15 protein-coding genes are annotated in these 24,953 nt (G+C 45.3%); 8 read left to right on the top strand and 7 right to left on the bottom strand.

The features are described from left to right. Positions 1 to 134: 134 nt before the first annotated feature. From MHB71_RS18385 to MHB71_RS18370, 4 genes are all read left to right on the top strand, one after another. The gene (locus tag MHB71_RS18385; protein ID WP_340027206.1) at positions 135 to 1,493 is read left to right on the top strand and encodes an ABC transporter substrate-binding protein; all 1,359 of its coding nucleotides are present in this window, start codon (positions 135 to 137) and stop codon (positions 1,491 to 1,493) included. Positions 1,494 to 1,680: 187 nt separating this feature from the next. Next, positions 1,681 to 2,835: a copper amine oxidase N-terminal domain-containing protein gene (locus MHB71_RS18380; RefSeq protein ID WP_053061476.1), complete on the top strand. Its 1,155-nt coding sequence runs from the start codon at positions 1,681 to 1,683 to the stop codon at positions 2,833 to 2,835. A 572-nt stretch (positions 2,836 to 3,407) separates the two neighbouring features. Then, positions 3,408 to 8,573: a 5'-nucleotidase C-terminal domain-containing protein gene (locus MHB71_RS18375; protein WP_340027205.1), complete on the top strand. Its 5,166-nt coding sequence runs from the start codon at positions 3,408 to 3,410 to the stop codon at positions 8,571 to 8,573. Positions 8,574 to 8,710: 137 nt separating this feature from the next. Further along, on the top strand, positions 8,711 to 8,929 hold the full coding sequence (locus MHB71_RS18370; RefSeq protein WP_017690054.1) for an immunity 17 family protein: 219 nt from the start codon (positions 8,711 to 8,713) through the stop codon (positions 8,927 to 8,929). 623 nt (positions 8,930 to 9,552) lie between these two features. On the opposite strand, the gene MHB71_RS18365 is transcribed toward MHB71_RS18370, so the two are convergent. Then, positions 9,553 to 12,141 carry a glycine betaine ABC transporter substrate-binding protein gene (locus MHB71_RS18365; protein ID WP_340027204.1) on the bottom strand — a complete coding sequence of 863 codons (2,589 nt, stop codon included), beginning with the start codon at positions 12,139 to 12,141 and terminating at the stop codon, positions 9,553 to 9,555. After that, a complete protein-coding gene (locus MHB71_RS18360; RefSeq protein ID WP_036611218.1) occupies positions 12,107 to 13,336 on the bottom strand; it encodes a glycine betaine/L-proline ABC transporter ATP-binding protein in 1,230 nt (409 codons plus the stop codon). Before MHB71_RS18360 ends, MHB71_RS18365 begins: the two co-directional genes overlap by 35 nt. A gap of 501 nt (positions 13,337 to 13,837) precedes the next feature. Between MHB71_RS18360 and MHB71_RS18355 the strand changes: the two genes are divergently transcribed. After that, entirely contained in the window at positions 13,838 to 14,413 is a 576-nt protein-coding gene (locus MHB71_RS18355) for a transcriptional regulator (RefSeq protein WP_036611216.1), read from the top strand. A gap of 128 nt (positions 14,414 to 14,541) precedes the next feature. Here the strand turns inward: MHB71_RS18355 and MHB71_RS18350 are convergent, their stop codons facing one another. Both MHB71_RS18350 and MHB71_RS18345 read right to left on the bottom strand, forming a co-directional pair. Beyond that, a complete protein-coding gene (locus MHB71_RS18350; protein ID WP_340027202.1) occupies positions 14,542 to 16,173 on the bottom strand; it encodes a helix-turn-helix domain-containing protein in 1,632 nt (543 codons plus the stop codon). A 186-nt stretch (positions 16,174 to 16,359) separates the two neighbouring features. Next, complete coding sequence (locus MHB71_RS18345; RefSeq protein ID WP_340027201.1) at positions 16,360 to 17,646, bottom strand: DUF5050 domain-containing protein; 1,287 nt, start codon at positions 17,644 to 17,646, stop codon at positions 16,360 to 16,362. 278 nt (positions 17,647 to 17,924) lie between these two features. Here MHB71_RS18345 and MHB71_RS18340 point away from each other — a divergent pair, with 278 nt between their 5' ends. Further along, positions 17,925 to 18,911, top strand: coding sequence for a Gfo/Idh/MocA family oxidoreductase (locus MHB71_RS18340; RefSeq protein WP_340030192.1), 987 nt, complete (start codon positions 17,925 to 17,927; stop codon positions 18,909 to 18,911). Positions 18,912 to 18,914: 3 nt separating this feature from the next. Here MHB71_RS18340 and MHB71_RS18335 read toward each other — a convergent pair whose 3' ends face one another. From MHB71_RS18335 to MHB71_RS18325, 3 genes are all read right to left on the bottom strand, one after another. Then, positions 18,915 to 19,709 carry a MurR/RpiR family transcriptional regulator gene (locus tag MHB71_RS18335; RefSeq protein ID WP_340027199.1) on the bottom strand — a complete coding sequence of 265 codons (795 nt, stop codon included), beginning with the start codon at positions 19,707 to 19,709 and terminating at the stop codon, positions 18,915 to 18,917. Positions 19,710 to 19,845: 136 nt separating this feature from the next. Continuing rightward, positions 19,846 to 20,679 carry an ABC transporter permease gene (locus MHB71_RS18330; protein WP_340027198.1) on the bottom strand — a complete coding sequence of 278 codons (834 nt, stop codon included), beginning with the start codon at positions 20,677 to 20,679 and terminating at the stop codon, positions 19,846 to 19,848. Beyond that, the gene (locus MHB71_RS18325; RefSeq protein WP_340027197.1) at positions 20,672 to 21,577 is read right to left on the bottom strand and encodes an ABC transporter ATP-binding protein; all 906 of its coding nucleotides are present in this window, start codon (positions 21,575 to 21,577) and stop codon (positions 20,672 to 20,674) included. Before MHB71_RS18325 ends, MHB71_RS18330 begins: the two co-directional genes overlap by 8 nt. A gap of 447 nt (positions 21,578 to 22,024) precedes the next feature. On the opposite strand from MHB71_RS18325, the gene MHB71_RS18320 reads away from it, so the two are divergent. Next, the gene (locus MHB71_RS18320; RefSeq protein ID WP_340027195.1) at positions 22,025 to 23,860 is read left to right on the top strand and encodes an HSP90 family protein; all 1,836 of its coding nucleotides are present in this window, start codon (positions 22,025 to 22,027) and stop codon (positions 23,858 to 23,860) included. Next, positions 23,860 to 24,909, top strand: coding sequence for a hypothetical protein (locus MHB71_RS18315; RefSeq protein ID WP_340027194.1), 1,050 nt, complete (start codon positions 23,860 to 23,862; stop codon positions 24,907 to 24,909). The genes MHB71_RS18320 and MHB71_RS18315 overlap by 1 nt, the downstream gene beginning before the upstream one ends. Positions 24,910 to 24,953: the final 44 nt, after the last annotated feature.

Here is a 24,953-nt window from a genome sequence, read left to right as displayed (position 1 = left end):
CCCTTTGAGAGGGGGAATGAGAAAAATCCGGGAATAACAGCGATCAAAAGAACGATTCGTAACCGTAACGGCCACACCGCGTCATCCCCAAGATTTTATTGTACGCGAGCCATATAAAAGGAGAGCGATTTCGTTTGAAAAAAAGAGGAACATTCGCATTAATGCTGGCTGCACTCATGTTGGTCATTTCCGCTTGCGGAACAAAAGCTGAAACAAGTAGCCCGGCAAGTGGAGCACAAGCAGAAGCGGCCGCAGCTGAAACAATACAATTGACGTGGTGGCATTCCATGTCTGGCGCTGGGGAGAAAGCCATTAACCAACTCGCTTCCGATTTTAACGCTAGCCATCCCGACATTCAGGTGAAACCCATCTATCAAGGGAAGTACGATGAAAGTCTGAACAAACTCAAAGCATCCATGGGCTCAGACAGCGGTCCAGACATTATCCAAGTCTATGAGATTGGTAGCAAGTTCATGATCGATTCGGGCATGATTACGCCAGTACAACAGTTCATCGACAAGGATCAGTTCGACCTGTCCCAACTGGAGCCAAACATCATCCGATACTACACCATCGATGGCAAATTGAACGCCATGCCGTTTAACACATCCAACCCGATCCTGTATTACAACAAGGATATGTTCAAAGCAGCAGGTCTGGACCCGGAGAACCCGCCGAAGACGTATGAAGAGTTTGAGCAAGTAGCAAAAGCACTGGCGAAAGACGGTAAGCCAGGTGCATCCATGGCGATCTACGGCTGGTTTATGGAACAGTTCTTTGCAAACCAGAATGCAGATTATGTAAACAATGGAAACGGAAGAAATGAAGCAGCTACAGAGTCTCTGCTGAACTCCGAAGCTGGAGTGAAGACTTTAACGTGGTGGAAAAAGATGATTGATGAGAAGACTCTCTCCAATCTGGGACGTAGCACAGACGATACAACAGCAGCATTTACCGCTCAGCAAATCGGTATGACCCTAGATTCCACGGCTGGCCTGCGTAAAATCGTAGAAGGTTCAGGTGGCAAGTTTGAACTGGGAACAGGTTTCCTGCCTCGTCCAGCGGATGCCAAAGAAGGCGGCGTTGTAGTGGGTGGAGCGAGCTTGTACATCATGAACAACAAATCCGAAGCACAACAACAAGCGGCATGGGAATTCATCAAGTACTTGGCTACACCAGAGGTACAAGCGAACTGGAGTGTTGCGACAGGATACTTCCCTATTACGACAGCAGCCTACAATGAGCAAGTATTAAAGGATAATATGGCGAAGTACCCGCAATTCCAGACAGCAGTCGATCAATTGCACGCTTCCGCCGATTCGACAGCAACATCCGGGGCATTAATGGGTGTATTCCCGGAAGCCAGACAACTTGTCGAAGGAGCGATTGAAACGGTCCTGAATGGACAAGGTACACCACAGGAAGCACTGGATGCAGCAGCCAAACAAATTACAGACAAGATTGCGCAGTATAACAGCACGGTGAAGAAATAATTTAATTCATATCCATGTTGAATGCAGTGATTAAGCTGCATTCAATTTTTTTGTTTTACTAAAAAGAAAGACTAACATTTTTTGTTAATGATTCCGAAAATAGAATAGGAAGCTGAAAGGGGTATCCCAATACATGGATTCATGAAAAGCAATGGACAATATTAAAAATAAGAAGGAGTACAAGTGAATGAAAAGAGTAACGGTTCTAATGATGGCATTTATGTTGTTGTTTGTTTCAAGTGTTTATGCGGAGGAACTTAAAGTTAAAGATATTGAACTCATCCCTAATACTTCAGTTTCGGTCGGTGGTAAGATTAATCTTAATATAGTTGTTGTGTATGATGACGAAAATTCAATACATAGCGATAACGATCCATACTACAGAAGAAATACAGGTCTTACAAAAACAGATTATACGATAAGTGAACCTCATATACTTCAAGTGCTGAGCACTGGGATGGTAAAGGTAATAGGTGTAGGTTCTTCAACAATTACTGTTAAAGTCGAAAATGTTGAAAGATCAGTTACTATTTCAGGTAGTTTGGATGAAGCAATTGATGGAGGATACATAAAAAATGGTGTGACTCTTGTTCCGATGAAAGAGGTATTTAAGGCACTGGGAGGGAGTGTTAGTTATATTGCTCAACAGGACGCCTTCGAGATTAAAGTTGGTTCTACCAAACTAACTCTCCCGAAAACGGGAACAAAAGCAACGTTAAATGGAGAGCCATTAACTCTCAAGTCCCCGTTGCTTGTTCAAAATGGCGTAACTTTGTTTCCTGCTTCTGTTCTCTCAGATGCTCTGGATGGAACTGTGACTTATAACTCTAAAGCTAAGCAGATGCAAGTATCCATTGGTAAAGGTAAAATGACTATTAATATTGAACAACCTCAAAAACAAAACAGTGTAACAGGAACAACTCCAACAAAAGGGAAACTTTATGCTGTGCCAGCTACTGGAGATATGAAAGGGTGGAGCATTCTCAAGGGTCATCCTTACGAAAAAAGCATCCGTGTGTACTTCAAAATCAATGGGTCAAATGTACAAATATATACTAAGGATATAAGGAAGGTAGATCTGAATAAAAAAGTAACATGGACCGATTTAGAGGGGAAAAAACACACAAATACGGTAAAACAGTTATATACTGTTTTTGGGGAATTAAGTAATGAATATACTAGTGACATACTATATAAAATGTTTGGAAAAACATATTCAGACTGGATCGGGTCAACTTCACTGAATGCAGATCGATACGTTGACCAATACTTGGAGCAACAAGGATTAATTGAACCCTATGGAAGTAATATTACTCTGACACCAGACACAGAAGTGTATTGAAAACCGTCTGTAACATTTCGAAAAAGTGAAATTAGTATCATTTTTCATATTTTATATTATCCCACAAGAAAGTCTCTGAGAGTAATTGGAGATGTTCTTGTGGTTTTTTTTTAACATTCTATTAACTCATACTGATTTTGCGCTTAATAGTTCTCTTTTATACTCAGTTAATGTGGTGATCTAAAGTGATCCGTACATATCGTTTTATCATGTGAAAATGCATGTCTTAAGACTCAGGTTTTAGTGGGTTTAAAGAAATGAGTACTGTTACTAAATGTCGAATTCGTATATATATTCAGTATAAATGTCAATTTAATTAACGTTAAGTAACCGTATATCTAACATTTATATAACTTTAATAGGCTTAATAACGTGTTTTTAGTTAAAAGTTAGTACTATTTATTCATTATTATAGAGGTTAGTTTAGAAAATGTGATATAAGTGTTCTATTTTCTTTCATAACGAAGAAATATTGTTTACACGAGTCTGTTATTCAGTTATCTTATATTTGAACTAATGTACAAGCTGTCTGAACAAATGATTGCCAAGTTGAAAACATGGGGGTAGGACGAATGAACAACAAGCAAGTGAAACGTTGGGCACAAGGGTTTCTGGTTTTCGTTCTTGTCGTTACAGGTGCGGCACCAATAGGTGGATTAAGTAGCACCGCATATGCTGATGAGGAAAGTGTAGTAGCGGAAGAGCAGCACACAAGTGATCAGGAGACCTCCATACCGAATACTGTCCCAACTGAAGAATCGTCAGACCTCGAGGGGACAGAGTCACCAACTAACGAAGATGGTGATTTTGATGGAACTGAAAGTGAAGAACCAGTTGAGACGGATAACTCAGAAGTACAGGAAGCAGACGAGACTGGAATCATATCCATTGCTGATGCGAGAGTCCTTGCACCAAATACAAATGTAGCCGTTTCAGGTGTCGTAACGTACAGTGAGCTCTCCGGAGAATTTACGAATTATTATATTCAAGACGAAGAAGCTGGCATTGTAGTCCGAGCGAAGAATCAGGTTGATGTGGGGGATCGCATTGAAGTGTATGGTCCAATTACCCACTACAGCGGACTCGTCCAGATCGAGAAGGATAAGTCAGGTTTTACCGAAGGATACATGAAGGTAACTGAGCAAAATGTAACACTCCCCGGACCCAAAAATATGGTGTCCACAGACTTTGTCAGACCAGCAGACCAAAGTAATAAAGGTCCGGGCGAAAAGTATGAGGGAATGTTTGTCGAAGTAAGAGATATTCAGGTAACACGGGGCAGTAGTTCGACGTTTTACGCTACGGATAGTCATGGTGCTGAGATGACGATTTATGCCAAAAACTCTCCTACCGCGCTAACTGTTGGCAAAACCTACGAATATGTGCAGGGTGTTCTGACATTCAACAGTAATTACGGATTAGAGATTTTGCCTAGAACAGCCGCAGATGTTGTAGAAAATAGCCTGTCTGTGATGGCAAGTGTTCCATCTGGCGGGATTCCCCGGAACAATGAAGTCACATTAACCTCTCCAGCCAAGAGTGCAGTTGTACATTACACGACGGATAATACAGAGCCTACTTCTTCTTCCGCCGTGTATAGTAGTCCAATATTGATTGATCAAGACATCGTAATCAAGGCTGTTGCCATTCTTAATGGACAATCCAGTGCAGTGTACACCTTTACGTATCAAGTACTTCCTGATAAAGAAAACGTGCGTATCCATGATATTCAGGGCGCAGGACATACCTCTGTTTTTAACGGATACGATGTTAAGGATATTGAAGGTATTGTTACCTCTGTCAGTACAAGCAGTTTTTACATGCAAGAGCTTCCGGGCGAGATGGACGATGATAACCGGACATCCGAAGCCATTCAGGTTTATAAACCAAGTCATGGAGTTATCGTTGGCAATCAGGTGAAGGTATCTGGGAAAGTTGCGGAATATGGGGCGGTTAACGAATTAACCACCACGCAGATTACGGCGAGTGCCATTGTAAAAGTAATAGATAAGGTAGATCTACCTGCACCTGTGAAGTTGGGTGTCAATGGACGTGTAATTCCAACCGTCATTGACTCAGACTCTTTTGCAGAATTTAATCCCGAGACGGATGCTATAGACTTTTTTGAAAGTTTGGAAGGCATGCGTGTTGAACTGGAAAAGCCTGAAATTATAGGTCCTTACTCCAGTCAACCGGGTCTGGCCGTTGTTGTGGATAATGGTGAGAATAATCCACTTCGCACACCTAACGGTGGTGTTATTCTGACCGATAACAAGAAAGATATGAATGAGAGTGATCTCAATCCGCAGCGTCTATTTATCGGCAAGAAACCTTCCAAAGCAGTAAAAACAGGCGATAAGTTGGATGGTAATGTAGTCGGAGTAATGACCTACTCTAGTGGAAATTTCAAGGTGAGTCCTGAAGGGAATTTACCAGCAGTTATCCCGGGAGAAACGAAACAAGCGACTACTTCCATTGAACAAGCGGCAGATAAACTGACCATTGCTACGTTTAATGTGGAGAACTTCAGCAAAAAAGATTCAACACGAGCCAATAAAATCGGTAAAATCATCGTGGATAATCTGAACACGCCAGACATCATTGGCATCATGGAAGTTCAGGATAACGATGGCGATGCCGACACGGGCACAACAGCGTCCAATGAGAGTTTTCAGACGCTAATTGATGCAATCAAAACGAACAACGGACCAACATATCGATATAGTGAGATTTCTCCGGAAAATAACAAGGATGGCGGGGCACCTGGTGCCAATATTCGTGTAGGGTTCCTTTATCAGCCGAACCGTGTATCGTTGGCTAATGGTATCGGAAAAGGAAATGCTACGACAGCGATCACAGTCAAAGCTGACGGCAGTCTCTCCAATAATCCGGGTCGTATTGCACCAGGGGACGAGGCGTTCGCCAGCTCCCGCAAACCGCTCGCTGCTGAATTCGAATTCAATGGTGAACGTGTAGTGGTGATTGCCAATCACTTCAATTCGAAAGGTGGAGACCTGAAACCTTTTGGAAGTATACAACCTGCCACTCGAAGCAGTGAAGTTCAACGTGCGAAGCAAGCTGCATTGGTGAATGGGTTTGTGAAAGAGTTACTGAACAAAGACCATGAGGTAAATGTCGCTGTTCTTGGTGATTTTAATGATTTCCAATTCTCGAATACTTTGAACATTGTTGAAGGTAATGAACTGGACAATCTGGTAAACGAACTGCCAGAAAATCAGCGGTATTCCTACATCTATGATGGAAACTCCCAGACACTGGATCACATTCTGGTGAGTAAAAATCTGACTGAGACGGCAGCCATCGAAGTGGTACATGTGAATGCCGATTTTGAGACAGCAGATGGACGAGTGAGCGACCATGATCCATTGCTTGCACAATTGAGTATTGGAGATCCAGTGGAAGAAGGCGACTTCAACCTACGCGTACTGCACACAAACGACACGCATGCGCATCTGGATAACATCGCGCGCCGAGTAACGGCAATTAAGGAAGCACGTAATGATAGTACCCTGGTGCTGGATGCGGGGGATGTATTCTCTGGTACATTGTACTTCAATCTGTTTAATGGTCTGGCTGACCTGGAGTTCATGAACATGATCGGATATGATGCCATGACTTTTGGTAACCATGAGTTTGATAAAGGTCCAAGCGTACTGAGAGCATTTATTGAAAAAGCAGAGTTCCCGTTTGTAAGTGCTAATATTGATTATTCAAAGGATGCGAGCTTGAGTGGTTTGTACAACAATAACATCGGTGATCCGGGTGAGAAAGCTGAAATCTATCCGGCGATTATTACGGAAGTGAATGGTGAGCGAGTCGGTATTTTCGGACTGACGACACCGGACACAGTATCTCTTTCTTCACCGGGAGATGACTTGAAGTTTGTAGATTATAAGGCAAGTGCACAAGCAACTGTAGAGATGCTGCAAAATGAAGGTATCAATAAAATCATTGCTTTGACTCACCTTGGCTATTCAGAGGATCTCAAATTGGCTGAAGCCGTAGAAGGGATAGATATTGTGGTAGGTGGTCATTCACACACCATTCTGAAGGAACCGATTGTTGTGGGTAGCCTGGATGAGCCAACATTGGTTGTGCAAACCGGGGAATATGACGTTTCTCTTGGTCAATTGGATGTTACGTTTGATGAAGCGGGTATATTGAAGAAGTGGAACGGCAAATTGTTGAGTCTGGATGCGAAAGATGCTGCCAACCAATTCATTTATGCTGATGATGTGGAAGCTGCAAACAAGTTGAAAGAATATGCCCCTCAGTTGGAACAATTCAAGAAAACGATTATCGGTAAAACAAATGTCTTCCTGGATGGAGAACGTGGCACTGTGCGGAAACAGGAAACCAATTTAGGAAACCTGATGACAGACGGTATGCTGGAGAAAGTGAAATCCATTGTGCAGGAAAACGACGTCAAAGGATACGTGGCGATCCAGAACGGTGGTGGCATTCGTGCTTCATTCCAGACAGGTGATATTACGCTGGGCAATCTCCTGACTGTGATGCCGTTCGCTAATAATCTGTCTGCGTTGAAAATGACAGGCAAAGAAATCACAGCCGCGTTGGAAAATGGCGTTAGTGGTGTGGAAACGGGAGAAGGGCGTTTTCCGCAAGTAGCGGGTATGCGTTTCTACTACGATTCCACGAAACCAGGCGAGAAAATTGATGCAACGACCAATACCGTGACCCAAGTCGGTCAACGTGTGATCAAAGTTCAGATTAAGAATACAGATGGTACCTACTCGGATATCGATCCGAACGGGTATTATATCGTCGCTACCAATTCGTTCATGGCTAATGGTGGAGACTTCTATCGTGCTATGAGAATAGCGAAAGATGATAATCGATTCTACGAATTGAATCTGGTCGATTATGAAATCTTCCATGAACATCTGGACCGTGTAGGTACAGTCGATCAAAAGACGGAAGGACGCAGTATGGATTTGAAGGGAGCGCCACTTCCGGGGGAAGGAAATGGAAGCAATCCTGGTAATGGTGGCGGGAATAATGGAAGTAATCCGGGCAGTGGTAACAGTGGTGGAGGTTCTACAACACCTACCCCGCCTGTAACTCCAACCACACCGACTACACCAACCAATCCTACAGACCCAACTACGCCAACCGTTCCGGGTAATGGAGGAAGTCCTAATCCAACCACACCGGTTGTGGACCTGAAGGACATCGGAAATCACTGGGCGGCGGCTGCCATTGGACAGGCCATTTCCCGGGGAATTGTGAACGGATATCAGGATGGTAATTTCCGTCCGAATGCACCAGCGACACGCGCCGAATTCATTGTGATGTTGGGAAGAGCATTTGAACTTCCAGCCAGCAACAAGTCATTGACGTTTAAGGATGCTGCTGGGATACCTGCATGGGCACAATCCTTTATTGCTCAGGCAGTGGATCAAGGCATCATTAGTGGGTACACGGATGATACGTTCCGTTCATCGGGTAAAGTATCGCGGGTAGAGATGACGGTTATGCTCGTCAGAGCACTCGGCCTTCCAGTGGAGTCCGATCCGGCACTGAGTTTCGCGGATGCAGATAAAGTACCGGCATGGGCTGTTCCATATATCGCTGCTGCATATGATGTAGGACTGGTGAAGGGAACAGGCAAAAATATGTTTAACCCACTAGCCGAAGCAACACGTGCTGAAGTGGTGACCTTGTTATTGTCGGCAAGCGAGTTGCAAAAAAAATAAAAAAAACACATGATACAAACGTATTTGAACAGCTTGCAGACTTCCATCTGCAAGCTGTTTTTTTCTAATTTATGCCTGTTAATTTTCACCAAGTGAAGGTATAGTAGACAGGATTATATTGAAGGAGTGTTGACGAAATGCAAGATCAACCCGTTTTAATCGCACTATTTGCCATAGCGGCAGGAATTTTTAGTTTGCTCGGTGGTATCAACAATTGGGACTGGTTTATGAAGAGTTTTAGAGCAGGGATTTTTGTGAAGACCATTGGACGTCAGGGTGCAAGAGTGGTATATGGTATTCTCGGTGTTGTCATGATTGCCATTGGTGTACTATTGTTGCTGATTGGTAAAGTGTAGGAATATAAAAAGGAAAAATTTACAGAACCTGAGTACATAATTCAGTTTCACAGCCTTTAATGTAGAAGGTAACGATTAGTACGTTTAGCTTTATGCTTGAGATTTTCGAAGTTAGTTAGGGTGTGGAGATTAGCATTTTAAAATGTCTTGAAGCCCAAGCCTTCATACCCTGGGAAAGGGGTACCATTTTCTAAGGAACTCAGGACGCCTTATTTCGCCTTTAGCTCTTCTTTTTACAAAGTAAGGAACATCAGACACGTTATTTACTGGAATTCCTTGCAAAAACACAGCAAACGACTGTTTTATTCTGATATAGCGTGTCTCAGATTCTTTAGATTTCTGGAATCACTTCATATCCTTGAATAAGACGTCTCCGATTCGTTAGCGCTTGTATTTGCTCTGCTCTAACCGTGAGTGAGTATCTGACTCCTGATCCTATCCTATCCAGAGCGAAGCTTTTCATTAAAAGGGAGAAAATCCACTTTAACGGCACTTCAGGTAAATTCGGGCTTTCATTAGGTTTGAAGACATTCCCATTCCCAAGTAACAGTTACACTCAAAAAGACCACCGAAAAATTTCGGTGGTCTTTTACCAAATTCAGGTTTATCCATCTCAATCTGGTTTAATTATCTTTTAAGTCTTCAACAGAGTTGATATCCATGTACGTTGGAACAACCAGACCTTGTTTAACTCCTGTCATGCTGACAGCGATATCTTCAATCTTGTCTCCATATGTCTTCCAGTAGTCCCCATGTGTAAGCGGGAGCCAAACGGCTGGAGAAGCATCGATATCACCTGCTGCCAAGCCCGCCCACATGGGACCAGCTTCGACTTGCAGTGCTTTGACTGTGTAACCCAGATCCGTCTCAAGCACATACTTCATCAGGTTGGTACTCGCAATTTCAGAGTCCCATGCAACATAACCTAGACGTAAATTGTCACCTTTAACCGGGGTTAACCCCTTGGTCCATTCTTCAATTTGGTCCGGATGTTTTTCCGCATAAGTCTTGGCAGCTTCTTCAGGCGAAACGCCCTTTTGAATGTCTACCATGATTTCACTCATTTGATCCGCAGTCCAATTAAAACGAGAGAAGAACTCATAGGCAACGGGATGATCTTCTTTGATTCCCTTACGTCCAACCGTGTGAACTTCCTCTGCATCGCCGAAAATTAAGTCGGGATCATCCAAATACTTCAGATCATACTGATTGAACATCCAGTGCGGAGTCCAACCCGTAACGATGATGGGTTCTTCATTTTTATAAGCTTTGTCCAATGATGCAGTCATTGCTGCTCCAGAACCTTCAATCAGATTCCAGTTAGACAATTCATAATGTTTAATGGCGTTTGCTGTGGCCTTCATCAGACCTGCACCCGGGTCAATACCAACAATCTGGTGATTAACCTCTTCGCCCACATTAGCACTTGCCGATGGAGTGGAAGAAGCTGCACCGGTCTCCAGATCTGCAATCGAGTTTACTTCAGTCATGTACTTAGGAACCACGAGGCCTGTACGTACACCTGTCATATTAGCCCCCAGATCATCCACCTGGTCTTTGTAACGTTCCCAGTAGTCTGCGTGTGTCAATGGCAGCCAAGCTGCTGGAGAGGCATCTACGTCGCCTGAGGCAACACCCGTCCACATTGGTCCGGCTTCGACTTGCAGAGCGTTAACTTTATAACCCAATTCGTTTTCCATCACATATTTCAGCAAGTTTGTACTTGCGATTTCGGAATCCCAAGCCACATAGCTGAGTTTGAATGCATCACCGTTCACTGGAGTCAGACCTTTGGTCCACTCAGCAATCTGATCGGCATGTTTCTCAGCATAAGCTTTAGCTGCTTCTTCTGCGGATGTGCCATCTTGGATAGCAGTCATCATTTCACCCATTTCATCCGATGTCCATTGGAAACGGGACAGGAATTCAAACGCAACAGGGTGATCTTTTTTCAGACCTTTACGGGCGATGGTATGAATTTCTTCAGCATCACCGAAAGATTTCTCTGGATCTTCCAGATATTTCAGATCATATTTGTTGAACATCCAGTGTGGAGTCCAACCTGTAATAATGATTGGGTCTTCATTTTTGATGGCTTTGTCCAGCGTGGCCGTCATGGCTGCACCAGAGCCTTCAATCAGAGTCCAGTCAGTCAGTTTATAGTCTTCGATCGCTTTTGCAGCAGACTTCATGATACCAGCCCCTGGATCGATACCAATAATCTGATAATTCACTTCTTGACCTACAGCATTGGCTGCTGAATTGTTGCCACCAGCCGAAGTTGTGCCACCAACGAAGTATTGTGAGAAACCAGCTACAAGCACAAGGAATGTTGCCGCAGCAGTGATCCATGCTTTTTGCTTGGCTGTAATGCGTGAAGTCTTTTTACGACCTGGCATAAACACATTTTGTGTAAAACGGTCCAGAACAATCGCGAGTACAACAACGGCCAGACCGGCTTCGAAACCTTTACCGATTTGAAGCTGTGTTACAGCACGATAGACTTCCGCACCAATACCTTGTGCACCGATCATGGATGCAATAACAACCATGGACAGTGATAGCATGATGGTCTGGTTAATACCGGACATCACGGTAGGCAAAGCGAGTGGAAGCTGTACTTTGAACAACTTTTGCATGGAAGTTGAGCCGAATGCATCAGCTGCTTCAACCAATTCGCCAGATACCTGTCTGATACCGAGGTGAGTCAGACGAATCGTTGGCGGAATCGCAAATATAACAGAAGCGATAACACCTGGAACGACACCTAGACTAAAGAATGTGACCGCAGGCAGCAAGTAGACAAATGCAGGCATCGTCTGCATGAAGTCAAGCAGCGGTGTAATGATACGCGCCGCAGTTTTACTGTATGCGAGCCAGATTCCGACAGGTACACCAAGCAGGATCGAAACCAATCCTGAAGTGATAACCAGGCCGAGTGTGTCCATCGATTGGGACCAGTATCCCAAGTTATCTACGAGCAAGAACCCGATAACCGTAAATAGTGTCAGTGGGAGTCGTCCTACGAGGAACGCAAGAACACCCAATATGGCAATGAACAGGAGTGGATGGGGCAGCATGAACAGCCCGGAGAAGAATCCAACTACTGCCTGAATAACAATAGAGATTACATTAAACAATCCGGAGAGCGAGGAGCTCATCCAGTCAACGATGGATTCAATCCACGATGCTAGTGGTATTTTGGGAATCATTCTCAAGTTCCTCCTTTACTGCAACTTCACCGCTAAGTGCACCCAGCAGGGCACCGCGGACGATAACACCTTGCAGACGGCCATTCTCACCAACAACAGCGAGCGGCACATGGGCAGAACTTACAATCTCAAACAATTCATGAATCAGGGTCTCAGGTGACACTGTCGGCCCGTCCGTGATCAGAATGTCATTTAATACTTTATTTTCGCGCATTGCACGGGTTGCATCTTCTGCAGTAATGACACCAAGTAGCTTCTTCGAACGGTCAATGACAAACAGATTAGAGACACCATTTTCGCGCATGAGTTCGAGGGCTACCCGAGGACCGCGGTCAAGTGTGATTGTCTCAGGGCGACGCATGACGTGAGCGGCAGTGAGGACCTTGGACAGATCCACGTCTTCGACGAAGCGGGCCACATATGAGTTGGCCGGTTGAATCATGATTTCTTCCGGTGTACCGATCTGCACAACTGCGCCGTCTTTCATGAGGGCAATACGATCGCCGATGCGCAGCGCTTCGTCCAAGTCATGGGTAATGAAAATGATGGTCTTTTTCATTTTATCCTGAAGCTCGATCAACTCGTCTTGCATATCACGGCGAATCAATGGATCAAGTGCACTGAAGGCTTCATCCATCAGTAGTACTTCCGGGTCATTGGCAAGTGCACGCGCCAAGCCGACACGTTGCTGCATCCCGCCACTGAGTTCATCTGGCATTTTGTCTTCCCAGCCCTTAAGGCCAACCAGCTCAAGTGAGGTTTTTGCCTTCTCCCGGCGTACTTCCTTATCTACTTTTTGTATTTCCAATCCATACTCCACATTATCAAGAACGGTACGGTGCGGGAACAACGCAAACTTCTGGAAGACCATGCTAATCGTTTTCCGGCGCACTTCGCGCAATTGTTCTTTGTTCATCTTGCGTAGATCCTTACCATGGACCAGAATTTCTCCGGATGTTGGTTCAATCAGACGATTGAACATCCGAACCAGTGTGGACTTACCACTCCCGGACAGTCCCATAATAACGAAAATCTCGCCTTCCTTAATGTCCATGTTGACCCGGTTGACACCAACCGTTATCTGTTTTTCTTTGGCCAACTTTTCTTTACCCCAACCTTGCTCCAGTAATTGCAGACCTTGCTCGGTTTGGGGTCCAAACAATTTACTTACGTTTTTCACTTCAAGTATGGTCATGTTTTCACCCCTTCTGATGTGTTGTGCACTTCGAACGGCTTTCAGCATCCATAAGCCCATACACTTATGCGCCCAGCCACGAAATCCGGTAATTGTTGCTTCGCTTCCCGTCTTTCTGGGTAACGTTTTTAAGTCTAACAATACTTAACCAGTATATCAACCGAATAAACAGTACATAATGTTTGTACAGTAAAAACTGTACAAAGTTTTTCGTCCAAATACTCCGTCATTCTCCTTATTCTGGCTAATAAGGCAGCTTTACATTTGACATTGCTTTTCCTACAATAGAAAATGAGCTGAATTGAAGCTGAATTTTTTGGTTAAAAGATAGTCATAGGCAATTGTAGCCTGGTAAAGTTCCCATTTTCATACATTGGGTGAATGAAAGCCCTCTGGCATATATGATGTCCGGCCGAGTGCTTTCCCATGTAAGCAGGACTTTTAAAGTGTTGCAATTATTTCGCCAAAGACTGTGGAATGTTCAGAATGGAGGTTGCAAGCATGGGCTTGGACCATTTACAAGAGGAACAGCAGGCAACCGTGCTGAAGATTCGTAAGCGCGTCATTGAAGCCATTGGACGTAATATGGATCTTTACGGCGTTACGCTGTCGACGGGACACTTATATGGATTGCTATTTTTTGCAGACAAACCAATGACCCTTGACGATATGGGACGGGAAATGGAAATGAGCAAAACGAGTATGAGTACAGGTGTACGAACACTGCTGGATTTGAAAATGGTAAATAAAGTGTGGAGCAAGGGCTCCAGAAAAGACCTATATGAAGTGGAATACGACTGGCATCAGACGTTTACGGATTATTTTGCGATTAAATGGAGAAAAGCCGTGGAGAGTAACCTTCAGATTCTACGCAAATCAATTGAAGAACTGAATCGGTTAGTCGAAGGTCTGGATGAGCAGGCAGACGCTGAACTTATCCACATTCTGATGGAAGACAAACACAAAGTTTTGCAAGCGGAAGCATATTACAAATGGTTGGATCGGTTGATTGATACCATGGAAAATGAAGAGATATACAAGCTGGTTCCGAAGGAAGAGATTAAGGAACATTCATAATTACATGCAAAGGGCCCTTTCCGTTATAGGAGAGGGTCCTTTGGCCTGTGCAATATCTTACTGAATTATTAATGAAGGAACACGATGTAAAAGATAATCTTGCCCATCGTATCGACCTATGTTCACATCTAATGTCCGATCAGACCCGCCTGAGGAAAGACTACAGACTGCTGAGTAATCTGTTCCAGTTCGTTCAGAATCTGCAACCGGCCACCCGGGGTCCAGCATAACCGTTGCCAGTTCGAAATATCGTGAACGTTACCATACAATACAGCAGGGGATCGATTCCACGATGCCGTTTGTTTCATGCGTCGGAACACCTTTTCACTGACAGGCTGAAGCGAAGCACGATGGATCAACAGGTAATCCGTGTCCAGCACGGGAATACTATCCGCTACATACTCATTTCTGGAGCTTTCGGGAGATACGAGCTGAGCAGGCTGAAGTCCCAATTCAGCATACAACAAGTGATTTAATGGATGCTCGCCAGTCCCTTGTAAGCGAATGGACTGATTCGTAACCTCCATCAGAGCCAACCGTTTTTGTCCGAAATAGGGTTGCAGGTTCAGGCTTGCTTCAAGCTTGCGAAACTCAAGTTCTTTGAAATTCAGCAACGCTTGTTTCTCACGTCCGACTAGTTCGGCTATGCTAATATGGTTCTCTTTCCAGTCATCAGTGGACTCCAAGATGATGGTGGGTGCAATACTTTTCAGGCGATCGTAATAGGGCTTGTGGTAAAAGTCACCGATGATCAAGTCTGGCTTCGCCTGCCGAAGTTGATCGAATTGTCTGGTTAATCGGCGTTCTTGTTCATATTCATCCGATTCTCGGTCAAACACACCTTCACCTTCCAGCACAGCTACCGGGCGCAGTCCAAGCGAGGCCAAGTTCTCATGGAATCCCATAATGGATGCTGTAGCTACGCGAAGTTGATCTCTTTTCATATATACGCTGGGAGCAATCCCCAAGGTTTGTTTGAATTTTCGGCTAAAATAATACTCATTACCATACCCGACAGATACCGCGACGTCTTTGAGGATACAGGATTCCTCTGTCAGCTGTTTTTTGGCTTCGTTTATACGTAAACGATTCAGGTAATCGGTCGGTGACATGCCTTTGGCCTTCTTGAAACTGCGTGAATAAGAGCTGGGGGTGAGTCCAGCAATCTTGGCAAGCTGATCCATGCTGATTCCTTCACTCATGTAACGTCGCATATACATAATGCTGCGTTCCAAGGCAGGGTCCACTTTCTCATGATTGGCTTCCAGCCTGTTCTCTGAGAGAAATTGCAACAGCTCATGCAGCTGGCTATGTATGCTGATAAAGTGATCCGGTTGAAGACCGCGATAGGTTTCATAGAGTTGTTCGAAATGTAATTTAGCCTGCTGCTCGTGACGAACCAGCAACCTGCCTGTCTCCCAATCCAGCGGGAAGGCAGGTGATGAGGTCATTTTCCATTCACCGCGCACTTGCTGCAAACAAACCGTATCCATGCTTAGTAATATACATTCGGTCATATTCGAGCGTGCAGCGGCCTCGATGGTTGTTCCTGGCTTCAGTACAAACAAGCTGCCCGCTTGAGCCGTGTAGACTGTATCATTCAGGACCAGAACACCGTCTCCTTGCAAAATAAGACAGAGCATGGGCCGTGACACCGTCTTGCCTTGCACACGGAAATTCTCCCCACGACGCACACGGCACATGGAGGAGAGGAGCGGTAGAGATGAGGTTTCAGCAATGAAGGGAAACTGTTCAGTCATACGGACCATCCTTTTGTCTTATTTTCTTAATGATAACAATTATCATTCTCATATGGAAGATGTTTTTGAAAAATAGTTTTCGACAACCAAAAAAGGACTACCAAGAGCCGTTATGGCTGCATGGTAATCCTTTTTGTTTTGGACATGTCCGTTGAATGGGCTATACGCCTGAATCAACATGATATGTTAGTACGGTGTCACCAATAGAATATTGTCGAGGAAAACGTCACTCATAACTTTTTTCCCTGTTCCACCCGTTTGCACGTGATACAAGCGATATTGATCTTTGGCATTGATGTAGAAGAGGCCTTCAACATCATCTCTGATATGGAATGCATCCCATTCGTCCCCGGTAAGTTTCGTTACCTTGAGAGCTGTATTAATCGAATAGAGTCCATTGTTGCCCGAGATGTATGCAGCCGTAGATGTACCATTGGTCAATTGATTCGCCACATACGTTACATTGTTCAGGTTCAGATTGGCAGACTTGGTCACTTTGTTGCCCGAGACCGTTTTGGCATAAGCCTTTTTGTCTGCATCAATAAGGACAACCTTGTCTGTACCTAAGGCACTTACTTCACGAACGCTTTTGTTATGAAGTTGAAGTGTTTTGGCTGAAGTGGTTAACGCAAACGCTTTGCCTTTGGCATAATTGTAATCCTTATTGCTGTCGAGAACGATTCCCTTGTTATACACGTAAAGATTGTTTCCCCAACCACCGGAATATACAGCATTCACATCCAGTTTGGCTTTGGGATTTACCGCAGTTGCTTTGCCAGTGTTGTATTTCACCTTATACATGACAACAGCATTGGTGGAATAGAAATCCTCGTAGGGGTCTGTATTTACCATCAGTTGCAGTTCGTTTTTGGCTTGATTCGTAAAATAACGTCCTTCCACTGCGCCTGCGGCAATCCGCTGCACAGCTCCAGCACCGTTGGACGTTTTGGACACGATCCACGTGTTTCCATTAACTAACGCATTATAGTAGGCGCGCCCTTTGGTTACCAGGAGGAATGGGAAGTCGGTATCAGCCTTGTCAGCAATCTTGGTGACAGATGAAGCGTCACTATTGCCATTCGCGCGATAAATGGTACCTGTAGCATCCAGATAATAGATAAATCCGTTATCCGTGTAATAGCTGAGTACATCTGTAGCAAATGTCTCTGCCGCATCGCTGGACCCGTCATTCGGAACCCGAAGCAAGGTTGTGGAAGAAGCAGTCTGCGTGTAGTAGAGATAAGAGCCTGCCGCGAGCAAGTCCACACCTTGGAAATCAATTAATACTTCTGTTGTATTGCTGCCATCCGCGGATACTTTGTACAAAACTCCGTCGGACTCATAATACACTGTGGATTGGTTAAGTGAAGCTGCCTCGGCTGCGGTTCCACCTCCCAATGTCACTGCTGCAATGAGTGTAAATAACAGCAATGTACAGATGGTGCGTTGTACGTATGTATACCTTGTTTTCATTCGTTCATCGTCCCCTTCGTTCTTCTATATGTATGTCGTTAATTCCTTATGTTATATCGGTAAACTATGGAAGATATGTTAGCTCTCAAACATGAAAAAAAGAAGAGGATGAAATTGAATTTCATAGTCATTCAAACCTGAAATCAAATTGCGCATGATGCTGCCAATCCCGTCCCAAAGCATTCTCCGCCTGACTTGATCGTGATAACATTACACTCAACCAGAGCAGCGAAGAGAGCCAACTGACAAACAACTAACGACAGGAGCGAAACGATATGATGAATATAGCAACGATTGGTACAGGGTCCATTGTGGATGCCATTTTATCTGCGATCAATGAACTGGAAGATGTTACGTGTACAGCGATGTACTCCCGGAAGAGAGAGACAGCACAGGAGCTTGCGGGTAAGTATGGGGTCGATACCATCTATACGGACCTGGAATCCCTATTTTCAGATACAAATGTAGATCTCGTATATATTGCTTCACCAAACAGCATGCATTACGAACAGGCCTATCAGGCACTTCAACATGGCAAACATGTCGTCTGCGAAAAACCGTTCACGTCCACGCTTCAGGAAGCAGAAACGCTGATTGCACTTGCAAAAGAAAAGAATCTGTTGCTGTTTGAAGCCATCTCCAACATTCATCTGCCCAATATTAAAGTCATACAGGAGCAACTACCAAAGCTTGGTCCGATCAAACTCATCCAGTGTAACTACAGTCAATACTCGCGCAAATACAATGATCTGCTTGCAGGGGAAACGCCGAACGTATTCAATCCACATTTCTCTGGTGGCGCGCTGATGGATATCAATATTTATAATCTGCATCTGGTCATGAATCTGTTTGGCAGTCCGAATATCGTATCGTATACCGCGAACCAGCATGCAAACGGCATTGATACGTCAGGTGTAGTGGTTCTTAAGTATCCGGAGTTTATTGCGGAATGTGTAGGTGCCAAAGACACAAACAGCATGAACTTTGTGCTCATTCAGGGGGAGAAAGGTTATCTTCAGGTTGTGGGAGGAGCAAACGGTTGCCGGGAGATCAAGCTTCAGATCGGGAATGAGCCTGCTGTGGCGTATAATGCGCAGACCAAATTGAATTGGCTGTACTATGAGTGGGAAGCGTTCAGGGACATCCATGCAAGTGGTGATCACAAACGGTGTTACGAACTGCTCGAACACAGCCAGTCTGTAATGAGTGTACTTATGAGTGCACGTAAGGATGCCGGGATTGTATTTGCAGCAGATCAACGGTAATCGTTAATACGTATCGCTAATGCTCCCCATGTACAACATGTCGAAAATGTAGAGTACCGAGACCATCGAAGACATTTTGGATAGCCTTAATTGTTCATTGTATCCGTAAGCCAGTAACGTTTCATCACAATGTCTGGACAGGGTTGAATGGTTGTTGCCCGTGACTGCGATGACTTTCATCTGTTTGTTGCTCAGCACTTTGGCGGCTTCAATCATGGATTGGTTCTCACCTGTGTGTGAGATAACAAAAGACAGCGTCCGGCTGTTGGGGTTCATCGTGTTCAAGTAATGCATGTTGGGACTATTATGAGCAATCGCAGATATGCCGAGTTCATTCCACTTGGCACAAGCCTGCTGAGCCAGATAATAATTCATATCACTGCCATAGATATCGATACGTACGGATTCTTTGACCCAGCTCGCTATTCGTAGCAAAACAGGAGCATTTAACATCCGGCGGGTAGCCTCCAGCGCTTGCTGGTACAGGTAAGGAACCGAGTCGATGGCAGCCAGCACGTTGCCTTGTTCTGCAATTGCATGATCCTGCGTTTGCAACGCGGAAGGTATCTGTTGATATTCAAGAGCAAGCTTGAGCTGAAAGTCTGGGTACCCCTTGGTACCCAGCTTTTTGCATAAGCGAACAATGGTGGATGAGCTTGTATAGGTCTGCTGAGCCAGTTCATGGGCTGTAGAATCAAATACAACTTCGGGATTGCTTAGGATATAGTCCACAATATGCTTCTCCTGTGCCGTTAATTGTGAAGCATATTTTAATTTTTGAAGTAGTTTGGATTCCATACCGTTGTTCCATTCCTCTCTATAATCATCCCATAGCATATATCTCCACATCATAACCTGCACTTATTTATTTCTCAATCTGTATAGCGAAGCGACAGTGTAGTTTGTTGAATTTCGTCGCTACACTCCACATCATTCAGATCTGACTTTCCGCCAGTTGCTGACGACTATTCCACGACGTGACCAGACGATGAAGAATCACACTTATGAGCAGGAGCACTGCTCCAATCATGAGTAACATCCAAGGACCAATCAGCAGCATGCCACTGGCTTGACCAGCGACTAAGGCGATGAGGGGAAGGACAATTAATCCGCCGAGTTGATAGGCTTCCTGGAACCCACGGACCTTGGCCGAGATCAGGACGTTTAATAAAATGACCATAAGACTGCAAGCGGGAACAACCCACACGACAAGTATGATCCAGTTCAGATTGGGAAACATCAACGTTCCAAACATGGGGTACATCAGAATATTGGCTATGATTCCATAGATCAGGAAAGTAACCCAGGATAATAGAATGGAAGGGATCAGGGCAGCTAGCACTTTGCCTTTAAAAAGAGTGTTCATGCTGATCGGTGTGAACAACAATCCTTCCAGCGTCTTGCGTTCCTTCTCACCAGCGAAACTATTGGCCGTCAGAATACTGGAGGCCATCACCGGAATAATGAGAAACAAGGGAGCGAACATATACATGGCCAAGTAATAGACAATACGATGATTATCTGTAGGCATGGAAGCAAGCTGAGGAATCTGTCCACCATGGGTTAACGCATCCAATGATTCGAGCAGAAAGCTGATGTTGCCCAGAGAACGAAGTTCCATTCTGGAGGCCGCCCACAGGAGGGCGGAGGGCATAATGATTCCGATAATCAGTGGAACGATCAACATGGGCAACCAGAGCTGAACGCTGGCTGTGACGGACCGAATATCTTTACGTACCAGTGCACGTATGGCTTGGCGGTTATTCATGGTGGTGTTCCTCCCTTATGGCAAAATAGATACTTTCCAGATCACTGCCCGTGATGCGGGCCTGATAGACTTGACCGTGCTGCGTTAATTGTCTTAGCAGTAATGGAATATCTTCACGCGATGTAAGCTGAAATACTGCTTGATGTGCGGAGATTATTTCAGGTGTAAAGTCGGTTGCCGTGTGCCATCCTTCTGGCATATCAGCTTCTACTTCGAGCTTCGGAGTGGACAGGTACCGGCTAACAATCTCCTGTTCCGTGCCTTCCTCCACGATGCGCCCCTTTTCCATGAAAATATAATGATCACAGACGGCTGACAGTTGGGACAGCACATGGGATGAGACCAGGATTGTCATCTTTTCTTCCTTATTTAACTGACGGATAATGCGTAGCACCATCTGAATTCCATCCGGATCCAGGCCATTGGTGGGTTCATCCAGAAACAGGATGGAAGGACGGTGCAAGAGTACTCGTGCAAGGCCCAAGCGTTTCTTCATGCCTGTACTATAAGTGCCGACTTTTCGATGCTGATAATCCTGCAACTCGAACAGAATTACAAGCTCGTCAATTCGTTTATTGGCATGCTTCAGGCCAAAAACATCTGCGAAGAAAGTCAGATTGTCACGCCCGCTCATATTTTCATATAATCCACTTTGCTCGGTAAGGGTGCCGCACATGGCCAGTACTTTCTCCGCCTCACGAGCGGCGTCCAATCCGTTAATGGTTACCTGTCCACCGGAAGCGCCCAAGACCCCATTCATGATACGGATCAGTGTGGTTTTGCCCGAACCGTTGGGTCCAATCAACCCGGTGACACTGCCTTGTTTAACTGTAAAACTGACATCATCCAGTGCTTGATGCACCTTGAATTGCTTGGATATGTTGCGTACTTCGATCATGTATATTCACCATCCGATCTGAGTTTGGAGATTATACGTGTGGTAGGCTGATATCGTTCAAATGGACGACAAAAAAGATATATTCCTCCTTCAATAGTCCCGAATGTTGGATGCACAATTACCCTGAAGTCTGTCTGAAATCGGGTCTCAGGTTTGTTTTCACTCTGCCTTGTAACATGTATCCTTATTTTAGGGTAGAACATCCGTTTCATTGCTATTCATAACGTGGTAATGGAAGATAAGGCCATATGTCTCATGAATGACTGAAATATGCATATAACGCCGGTCTTGGTTATCCAGGGCCGGCTTGACGTGATGTTGTGTGGCGTGCCTGTCACGGGGAACGTCTGTTTTTAACGATTACATAATGAATTCGTCTAACACATCTATATGAATACATCGTATGGGTACATATTGTGTTTGGACGTAGAGGAAGGTGAGTGAGTCATGACAGCATCCAATGAATATCGTTTTCAAGTGAACCTGAGCGGGATGATCCAGATTTTATCCAATCATCTATATAGCAGTCCTAAGGTGTTCTTGCGTGAACTGATGCAGAATGCGACGGATGCGATTACCGCACGAACGGAGGCGGAGCCAGGGTATCAGGGTGAAGTGCGTGTTGAACTAACGGGAACAGGTGAGCAACTCACCATGATGGTGGAGGACAACGGCATCGGCTTGACCGAAGCTGACATCCATGAATTCCTAGCGATGATTGGACAATCCTCGAAGAGGGGGCAGCAAGCGCTGCTGGATGGAGAGACTTCGTTTATCGGGCGTTTCGGGATTGGGTTGTTATCCTGTTTCATGGTGAGTCACGAAATTGTCATGCTGACGCAATCCGCGAAGGGCGGCCCTTCGATGGAGTGGCGGGGCAAGCCGGATGGCACCTATACGATTCGACAATTGGACACACAGCTGTCCCCGGGGACCAAAGTATATCTGCGTTGCACACCGGACGCGGCGCACTACTTTGAACCGGATTATGTGAAAGAAGCTCTGTTCTATTACGGAGCATTATTGCCGTATCCGGTCACGCTTTATCATGACGGCGTGCAACATGTGGTGAATAGCGAGACCCCGATCTGGCTGATGGACCCTGCACTCGCACGTTCACGCAGATCGGAGGTATTGGCATTTGGTGAACGTCTGCTTGGTGAGCAGTTCCAAGACTTCATTCCGTTGACGACAGCTTCAGGCCGTACCGGAGGTATTGCTTTTGTACTGCCACACGCGGTTAATCTGAATGCCAAGCGTTCTCACCGGGTTTACCTGAAGCGAATGCTGATTTCGGAGAAGGCTGAGAACATTTTGCCAGAGTGGGCTTTCTTCGTGAAATGTCTGATCTGGACAGATGAGCTTCAACCGACGGCATCACGGGAACATTTCTATGAAAATGAGAAGCTGGAGGAAGTTCGCTCCGAACTCGGAGACGCACTTCGCAAGGGACTGGCCGACATGGCTGAGAGCCAGACGGAACGGCTTCAGAAGCTGATTCGTCTGCATGCTCTGTCCATGAAGGCATTGGCTGTGCAGGATCAAGCATTCTACGCGATGATTCATCGCTGGTTGCCATTTGAGAGTACGAGGGGTCACCGTGAATTGGGTGAGTTAATTGATGAAGGAGAGACATTGTATTTCACGTCCTCTGTTGATGAGTACCGTCAGATTCATCATGTAGCTTCCGCACAATCGATGCTGGTAATTAACGGTGGTTATATTTATGACAGCGATTTGATGGCGACACTGCCGATGACCGTGCACAACGTACACACGGAGCGGCTACAGCCGGATCAGGTCTCGATGAGTTTCACCGATGTGCCACCCGCTGAGCGTAATCAGTATTATGATGCGTTGCGACTGGCCGATTCTGCCTTACAGCGCTTCCGTTGTCGGGCTGAGGTGAAAGGATTTAAGCCATCGGATCTGCCGGTGTTGTTCACGCTGTCTCAGGAATCCTCAACACTTCGTGCGCTTGAAAAAGCAAGCGAGGAGAGTACGGAATTGTTCTCGTCTGTTCTGGGTTCATTGTCTTCTGGCATGAGTTCAGCAGGGTACTCAACCTTGTATTTGAACGTGAGTAATCCGATCATTCAGCGGGTACTGACATCACCGGATGACCAGATGACACCGATTGCCATCGAAATGTTATACGTCAATGCACTGATGATGGGGCATTATGCCATGAGCAAGCAGGAGCTTGAAGTGTTAAATCAGGGCATTGTTCGTTTTATTGATTGGGGTTTGCGTGCAAATACAGATCGTAAGGGGGAAGCCTGATGAAGACAGAGATGGATTTTGAAGAACTGATGGACGAAGCCTATGGTTTGCCCAATGGTCCGGCGAAGCTTGGTATGCTGGAGGAAGCGGCAAGAGTTGCCGATGTGAACGGCATGGAGGAAGAGGCATATGAAGCAAGATCGGAGATTGTGGAGACAGCAACATTCTGTGGTTATCCGATGAAAGCACTGATTGCTTTTTCCTGGCAGCTGGGCAAGTTCGACCAACAGCCCGAAGAATATGATGAAGAAACGTTAATGTGGTCGTACAAATGGATATTGGGCAAGATGCCCGACTTCCCGGAAATATCACGCGAGAAGATCCTGGAGCTGTTGGAGGATTTCGGACGGCGCTTCAAGTCCTACGGTTACAGCGAACGCTCCTACTGGTATTATCGGTTCCGGATCTTTATGGATTTTGGGGAGCTGAAGGAAGCGGGACGCAGTTATGATCGATTCAGAACGATGGATCGTGACTTTATGAGTGACTGCGAAGCCTGTGAGCAGGATGAGATTATGCGATATTTCTTGTTAAAAGGAGACGATGAGAAGGTGTTGGTGGCGGCACAGCCTATCCTGAAAGGGCGTATGAGCTGTGCGGAGATTCCCCATCTGACTTTATCTGAAATTTTGATGCCGCTATATCGACTGGGGCGGACTGCGGAAGCAGATAAACATCAGACCAAGGGATATCGCCTGATCAAAGGCCAGAACGATTTTGTGCAGAGTTTTGCGGAGCAGATGGATTATCTCACACGTACGAATCCGGCAAAAGGCATTGATGTGCTGGAGGATACACTGGTGTTTGCTGCTGATCATGAAGATCCTTACGCCAAAATGTTGTTTTATGCCAGAGCAGCATCGTTGCTTCGCCGCTGGGTGGAAGAATCTCCAGAATACCGATTGCGTCTGCCAGCATCCTTCCCGTATGAAGGTGACCCGGGCGACCTGCTCAAGCTGGCCGATTACTTTGCGGAGCATGCTCAGACCGCTGCAGCCAAGTTTGATGAGCGCAACGGGAACCTCCATGTATCTTCGTTGATCGAATAGAGACGGATATAACTTAGTAACAGATCGCTATAATAAGTTATGAA

Source organism: Paenibacillus sp. FSL H7-0940, assembly GCF_037979415.1.
Taxonomy (GTDB): domain Bacteria; phylum Bacillota; class Bacilli; order Paenibacillales; family Paenibacillaceae; genus Paenibacillus; species Paenibacillus amylolyticus.
Note: the sequence above shows the minus strand (reverse complement) of the source record. Positions and strands in the feature narration are given on the sequence as shown.

Coding starts and splice junctions, on each gene's coding strand:
- MHB71_RS18380 (WP_053061476.1), top strand. CDS start 1,681: ATGAAAAGAGTAACGGTTCTAATGATGGCATTTATGTTGTTGTTTGTT.
- MHB71_RS18375 (WP_340027205.1), top strand. CDS start 3,408: ATGAACAACAAGCAAGTGAAACGTTGGGCACAAGGGTTTCTGGTTTTC.
- MHB71_RS18370 (WP_017690054.1), top strand. CDS start 8,711: ATGCAAGATCAACCCGTTTTAATCGCACTATTTGCCATAGCGGCAGGA.
- MHB71_RS18365 (WP_340027204.1), bottom strand. CDS start 12,141: ATGATTCCCAAAATACCACTAGCATCGTGGATTGAATCCATCGTTGAC.
- MHB71_RS18360 (WP_036611218.1), bottom strand. CDS start 13,336: ATGACCATACTTGAAGTGAAAAACGTAAGTAAATTGTTTGGACCCCAA.
- MHB71_RS18355 (WP_036611216.1), top strand. CDS start 13,838: ATGGGCTTGGACCATTTACAAGAGGAACAGCAGGCAACCGTGCTGAAG.
- MHB71_RS18350 (WP_340027202.1), bottom strand. CDS start 16,173: ATGACTGAACAGTTTCCCTTCATTGCTGAAACCTCATCTCTACCGCTC.
- MHB71_RS18345 (WP_340027201.1), bottom strand. CDS start 17,646: ATGAAAACAAGGTATACATACGTACAACGCACCATCTGTACATTGCTG.
- MHB71_RS18340 (WP_340030192.1), top strand. CDS start 17,925: ATGAATATAGCAACGATTGGTACAGGGTCCATTGTGGATGCCATTTTA.
- MHB71_RS18335 (WP_340027199.1), bottom strand. CDS start 19,709: ATGGAATCCAAACTACTTCAAAAATTAAAATATGCTTCACAATTAACG.
- MHB71_RS18330 (WP_340027198.1), bottom strand. CDS start 20,679: ATGAATAACCGCCAAGCCATACGTGCACTGGTACGTAAAGATATTCGG.
- MHB71_RS18325 (WP_340027197.1), bottom strand. CDS start 21,577: ATGATCGAAGTACGCAACATATCCAAGCAATTCAAGGTGCATCAAGCA.
- MHB71_RS18320 (WP_340027195.1), top strand. CDS start 22,025: ATGACAGCATCCAATGAATATCGTTTTCAAGTGAACCTGAGCGGGATG.
- MHB71_RS18315 (WP_340027194.1), top strand. CDS start 23,860: ATGAAGACAGAGATGGATTTTGAAGAACTGATGGACGAAGCCTATGGT.